The sequence below is a fragment of the Paenibacillus ginsengarvi genome, from assembly GCF_003626695.1.
Lineage (GTDB): Bacteria > Bacillota > Bacilli > Paenibacillales > NBRC-103111 > Paenibacillus_AB > Paenibacillus_AB ginsengarvi.
On record NZ_RBAH01000035.1, the window covers coordinates 67,770 to 73,769 of the forward strand.

A 6,000-nucleotide genomic window follows, 5' to 3' on the forward strand; every position below is an offset into this window, starting at 1 on the left:
CTCCACGACTTCACTTCATGGACACAGGACGACTTCCGAAATTGCAGCGGTACTACATTTCGAAGGTCGCCGAGTTCCATGGATGTTTTTTTTGGGCAATATGTTGAGTTGATTATCAACACAATAATCAGGAGGTAGAAGCAAATGACAAATCAAAATCGCGAACATGCAGTAACTGAACGTATCGAGTTTCATGTCCGTACCGCATTTTTGGAGGAAGCAGACACGATTGCTATTGAAAGTATGATTGATCTGGCAGCGAGCCAGGGTCATCGCGCAATAGGCATCGTCGGCGAGAATGCAGTCCGGGCGTTTCCGGCTGCGGAAAAAAAGGCTAAACAGGCCGGCCTGCTGCCGATATTCGGCATTCGTGCCAGCATAACGGACGAGGAGGGGCGTCGGTTCTCATGCACCGCCTACGCCCAAAATGAAACGGGCAAAAAGCAGCTCTTCAAGCTCGTCTCGCTTTCGTTAACCGCAGAAGAAGGGACGCTCTCCAAGGCGAGTGTGGAAGCTTTGCGCGGCGGGCTTATCCTAACCGGCGGCGATGCCGGGAGCGAGTTGTTCGAAACCGTGTTTCACCGATCGCGGGAAGAGGCCGAAGCGCTTGCCCGTTTCTACGATGTGCTGGTGATCTGCCCCCTCTCGGCGTACCAACGCGAGTATGCCGGCCAAGGACTCGTATACTCGTATGTGGAGCTCGAGGAGGCGGTCCGGTCAATATGCGCCATTGGCGAGAAACTGGGCATCCGTGTGATAGCGGTCGGAAATGTCGACGGATGCAGCAAGCAATCCGAGGCTCCCTTTTATACAACCGAACAATTGCTTCAAGAATTTGCGTATCTTGGCGAAAACAAAGCTTACGAGGTCGTGGTGACCAATACGAATGAGGTCGCAGATCGGTTCGAGGCGTATGAGCTATTTCCCGCCCAACTCCAGTTACCCGCAATAAGCGACGGCGACCAGCGGATTCGTTCGTTATGCTATAGCAGGGCCGAAGCGCGCTACGGTAGTCCGCTGCCGGATACCGTCCACAGCCGTCTGGAGCGCGAGCTTCTTGCGATCGTCCGATACCGATTTGCCGCACCGTATTTAATCGCAACGCAAGTCGTAAAGCAATCGTTATCGGACGGCTTCATGGTCGGAACGCGCGGTTCGGTCGGCTCTTGTTTAACGGCCTATTTGCTCGGCCTATCCGAAATCAATCCGCTTGCGCCGCATTATGTGTGTCCCTCATGTACATACAGCGAATGGGAGAGAAGCGAAACGGTCCGGAGCGGCTACGACTTGCAGGACAAGTCGTGTCCTCGGTGCAGTGCGAATATGGATGGAGACGGTCACGATATTCCGTGCGAAACGTTTCTTGGTATCCACTTGAACAAAGTGCCCGATATCGACTTGAATGTAGCCGTGGAATACCAGGCCAGAGCTCAGGATCTTTTAAAGGAGATCTTTGGGGAAAATCGGGTCTTTATGGCCGGAACGTCTAAGGGGGGCCGTCATCTTGGCGGTATAATTATCCTGCCTGACGGCAGGGAAGCCGAAGAGCTTACTCCGCTTCAGCCGACCGAGCTAGAAGGGCGCACAGGGTGGAGACAAACCCATTTTGACTATCGACTTCTCGAGCATAACGTTCTGAAGCTCGACATTTTGCGGCACGACCATCCGTCTCTGATGCGGTTGCTGCGGGAGCTTACCGGCGTCGAACCGGCATCCATTCCGACGAACGATCCGAACGTGCTGGAGCTGTTCCGTTCGACCGCGCCTCTCGGAGTGAGCGAAGAGCTGCTGCGTACATCGGTAGCGACCTATGGCATTCCGGAAATGGGGACTCCCTTTGTTCGGGAAATGCTGAAAGAAGCGCTGCCCTCCACGTTTTACGATTTGCTGCAAATCTCGGGCTTGTCCCACGGCACCGGAGTTTGGGAGGGGAATGCGCAGGAGCTCCTTCGCAGCGGGGCCTGCACGCTTCAGAGTGTCATTGCGCTGCGTGACCACATCATGCAGGATTTGATCGCCCACGGCATGGAGTCGGAGCTTGCTTTCAAGATTACCGAGAGCGTACGCAAGGGAAAAGGGGTTCCCGATGAATGGGCGGTCCAAATGCAGGCATGCGGCATGCCGGACTGGTATGTACGTTCCTGCCGGCAGATCCAATATTTGTTCCCGAAGGCGCATGCCGTTTCCTATGTGATCTCCGCGATCCGCAGCGCTTACTTCAAATTGTATTACCCGCAGGAATTTTACGCCGCTTATTTTACGGTTCACGAAGAAGAGGTCGACTACGATGTAATCTCCCGGGGGTATGAGGCCATTTTGGAAAAGCTGATCGACCTGGAGCAGAAGAAACAGCCCGGTGAGAGCAACGGTCGCTACCTAGAACGCAGGACTTGGGAAGTTGCATTGGAGATGACGGCGAGAGGGTTTCGGTTGAAGAAAGGACAAGGCGGCCTGTTTGATGTCGCCGATTCGAAACGCTCAATCGCGGTGCCTGCCGCCATAACAGCTGTGAAAGCATAATCCGGCCCCGCCAACATGAATAGTGCATCCGTTCGGTATACCGGGACGGATGCTTTTTATTTTGTTCAGAATCGAGCCCGGCATTATAAGGTGGGATCGCAGGGAGGCGACGTGGCTTCGCGGGTTATCGTGTCGTCGCCGTTCGTTCGGCTTCCACGCATGAACAAAGTCGCCGAACTTTAGCCTTCACCCGCTTCAGCATAAAGGAATCCGCAGCTCGAGCAAAGTTCCGGGCGGCTCCGCAGACGCGACAAGCCTCATCGTACCGCCTAGCCGGACAATCCTCTCACGCATGGCGGTCAGCCCAAGTCCTCCCGTCCCCTGGCTCTGACCGTCGTAAGGCGTGCCGTCATTCCAGAGCGAGAAGCGAAGCAGGCCACCGCGCTGTATCAGTTGGAAGCGGAACGACAAACTACCGCCGTGACGGATGCCGTTCGTAACCCCTTCCCGCAGCGCGTGGGAGAGGACTTTGCAAAGATCCGGGTCTGTCACGGGCGACGCCAGCTCGATCCGGTAATCGATGGCGATATTAGCCGTATGCTTCGCTTCTTCTATAAATGCCTGCAGCCCCGTCTCCAGATCGTCCGCGTCATCCGGTTTCTTGATCATGCCGACAGCCTCGCGAATGCCGTCGAGGCTTTTACGCAATAGCTGCTGCGATTTCTCCAGGCGTTGCATACCTTCGCGCTCTCCGCGGGCGAGCAGCAGCTTGGCCGCTTCGATCTGCATCAGCGTCGCTGTTAAGGTGTGGCCGACGATGTCATGGATGTCTCCCGCGATTCGGTCCCGCTCCTCTAGCACCGCCAATTCCGCATCGGTTTTTGCCGCGAGCAGGTCCGCGCGCAGCTGCGGCAGATGCCGGTTGGTCTCGTACAGCAGCTCGAGCTCGGCTTGCTCGCGCAGACGGGCTTTGCGGCGTTGGATGATCGTCTCCACGACGCGCAGCAGCTCCTCGTGCCGGACCGGCTTAACCAAATAATCGATCGCTTGCAGCTCGACCGCCCGTTTGGCGTATTCAAATTGAGTGTGGCCTGTCAGCAGAATGCAGTCGATGCCCGGCGCCAGCTTCTGCGCTCGCTCGATCAGCTCCAGTCCGGACATGCCCGGCATGCGAATATCGGTCAGGAGAATGTGGATGTCGCCGTCCTGAAGCGCTTCCACCGCTTCTGTCCCGGAGTAAGCTTGAAGGACGCGGGTCACCTCGTAACGTTCCCAAGGTATCGTTAGCGCCATGCTCTCCGCCAAATGTTTATGATCGTCGACAATAAGCAGCGAGAACAACGTCATTCACTCCTCCGCTTGCATTTTGCGCCCATACAGCTAATGAATGGTCCAATGAACAGGCGGCGCGGCGATTCGAACTTTTAAGCGCCAAGGCTCGGCTACGGAGCATCCTGCAGAAACAGCTCTCGCAGGCGAGTAATCGCCGTCCTGCGGTCGTTCGTCCCGATTTTTTGATAAATGCTGCTCACATAGTTACGGACCGTGCCTTCGCTCATGTACATGGCGCCGGCGATTTCCTTGTTCGAATGGCCCTCCGTGAGCAGATGAATAATGCTTCGCTCGCGCTCGGTGAACGATAGCCCGCGCCTTGTCAGCTCGCCTTCGTCGAACGTATCGAAACCCGCGCCCGACAGCGCGGACAAGCGGGCGGCAAGTTTGGCGGCGACCGGTGCGGGCAGCATCATATGACCATGGAGCGCCTCGCGAATATGGCCTATGATCCGCTCGCCGGGCATATCCTTGAGCAGGAAGCCGTCGGCCCCTGCGGTCATAGCGTCCACGATAAATTTGTCTTCGGCGAAGGTGGTCAGCATAAGGACGACCGTTTCGGGCCTATCCCGTTTGATCCGTTTGAGGCCGCTGATTCCGTCCAGCACCGGCATCTTGATATCCATCAATACGACGTCCGGCCGGCTCGCCGCTGCGAGCTCCCAGGCTTCCAGCCCATTGCGGGCCGCTCCGACGACCTCGAAATCTTCTTCCAGAGCAAGTATCGTTTGCAAGCCGTCTCTCAGCAGCGTTTGATCGTCGGCAATCAATATACGAATCATAGGCGGTTCGGCCTTTCTGTATGCAACATGAATGTTTCGGCTTAAGTTTTTGGACTGCGCGTTCTTACGAAAAGAACGGCTGCATGGCCCGCAAACAACCCTCCGAATGACATGGTTAAAGTGAGGAACAAGCTGATCGGCGCGCCGATCTTATCCGCTTGGAGCAAAAGCGCGGTCACGGCGGCGCAAACGAGAAACAGCAGGCCGGAAAGGGCGGCCGCCATCGTTCTTCTTCGTAGAGTACGGTTCAAGGCGTTCAGCCTCCTTTCGTATCGTACAAGCAGGACCGGCGTTGCCGGGATGACTTTTACAATAACGATATAGTCGTATTCGTGAAAAGCAGGCAGGATTCCTTCCATCTCAATAAAAGGCGAGGAAAAAATGGCCGCAAGCTGCAACTATATCGAATCTCGAGTTGCCTGCGAGAGGGAAAAACCTGTTGCCGAACGAAAGCCGGCCGCGCCCCGAGGGGAACGGACCGGCTTTTCTTTTTTGTGGACGCGGGATCACAGGCCCTCGACAAACAGGCGGCAGATGCCTTGCCTGAACCGTATTTTATCGTATCCTAGCACATCCCGGTGATACAAATATTGATTCGGAGTTAAGGCGACAAGTAGCGTATTAATCGTTAACGTAATGTCGATATCGCGAATTTCCCCCTGCTCTACGGCACGGACGAGCAGCGGACGTATCAACTCATGCAGCCTGCGGAATATCGGCTTCTCATGAATGATGTAGCTTTTCTTCTCGGTGTACATCGAATGGATCGTATTCAACAGAGACGCCTTCTGATCGATAAAATCGATACTCCGCTCAATCATACCGGCGAGCTGCTGCATCGCAGGCACCTCAGGAGCGGTCGCGGCGACGCTATCCTCCAGCTCTTGAAGAAACGACTCGAACGTAGTATGCAGCAGATCGCTGCATACCTCGCCAAGATGGGTGTAGCGTCTATATAGGGTGCCTTGTCCGACACCGGCTTCCTGAGCGAGCTGGTACATCGTAACGCAATCTATGCCTTGCTTCTGGAACAGTTCGGTTGCGGTAGCCAAAATGCGCTGGCGGTATTCGTTGTCCCGTTCTTCCCGGCGGCTTGCGGCCGCAGATGTCGGCGTGGCAGGCTTGGAACCTTGTGGCTGCTGCGGCTCTTCGTTCTGATATTTCATGGCGAGTCTCCCCCTTGCGTACAAGCATAATAAGAAAAGCTTCTAAACGAAGCCCTTTCCACGATGAACGACCCTGCGTAAGCGGTGGCTTTTCTTGGTACAGAAAGTCGCTCTTCGCTTTAGTGCTTTAGCGAAGTTAAACTTTCTATCCTGAAAATTAATCGGGTGGGAGAACGCCGCTTGGAGGGTATTGTCTTTGCGCAATCCTCCGGATACGCACGTTTTTGGCAATAGGAAACCAACCCCCCTGAATTCGCTTT

Annotated in this window: 5 protein-coding genes; 1 reads left to right on the plus strand and 4 read right to left on the minus strand. The window is 55.4% G+C overall.

Annotation, left to right across the window (positions count from 1 at the left end):
* The first annotated feature begins 144 nt into the window (after positions 1-144).
* Complete coding sequence (locus tag D7M11_RS31850) at positions 145-2,520, plus strand: PHP domain-containing protein (RefSeq protein WP_120751325.1); 2,376 nt, start codon at positions 145-147, stop codon at positions 2,518-2,520.
* Between the two features lie 195 nt (positions 2,521-2,715).
* Here D7M11_RS31850 and D7M11_RS31855 read toward each other — a convergent pair whose 3' ends face one another.
* The 4 genes from D7M11_RS31855 to D7M11_RS31870 form a co-directional block, all read right to left on the minus strand.
* Complete coding sequence (locus D7M11_RS31855) at positions 2,716-3,807, minus strand: response regulator (RefSeq protein ID WP_120751326.1); 1,092 nt, start codon at positions 3,805-3,807, stop codon at positions 2,716-2,718.
* Positions 3,808-3,902: 95 nt separating this feature from the next.
* On the minus strand, positions 3,903-4,574 hold the full coding sequence (locus tag D7M11_RS31860) for a response regulator transcription factor (protein ID WP_120751327.1): 672 nt from the start codon (positions 4,572-4,574) through the stop codon (positions 3,903-3,905).
* A 41-nt stretch (positions 4,575-4,615) separates the two neighbouring features.
* Complete coding sequence (locus tag D7M11_RS37185) at positions 4,616-4,933, minus strand: hypothetical protein (RefSeq protein WP_205127141.1); 318 nt, start codon at positions 4,931-4,933, stop codon at positions 4,616-4,618.
* A gap of 147 nt (positions 4,934-5,080) precedes the next feature.
* A complete protein-coding gene (locus D7M11_RS31870) occupies positions 5,081-5,740 on the minus strand; it encodes a TetR/AcrR family transcriptional regulator (RefSeq protein ID WP_120751329.1) in 660 nt (219 codons plus the stop codon).
* Positions 5,741-6,000: the final 260 nt, after the last annotated feature.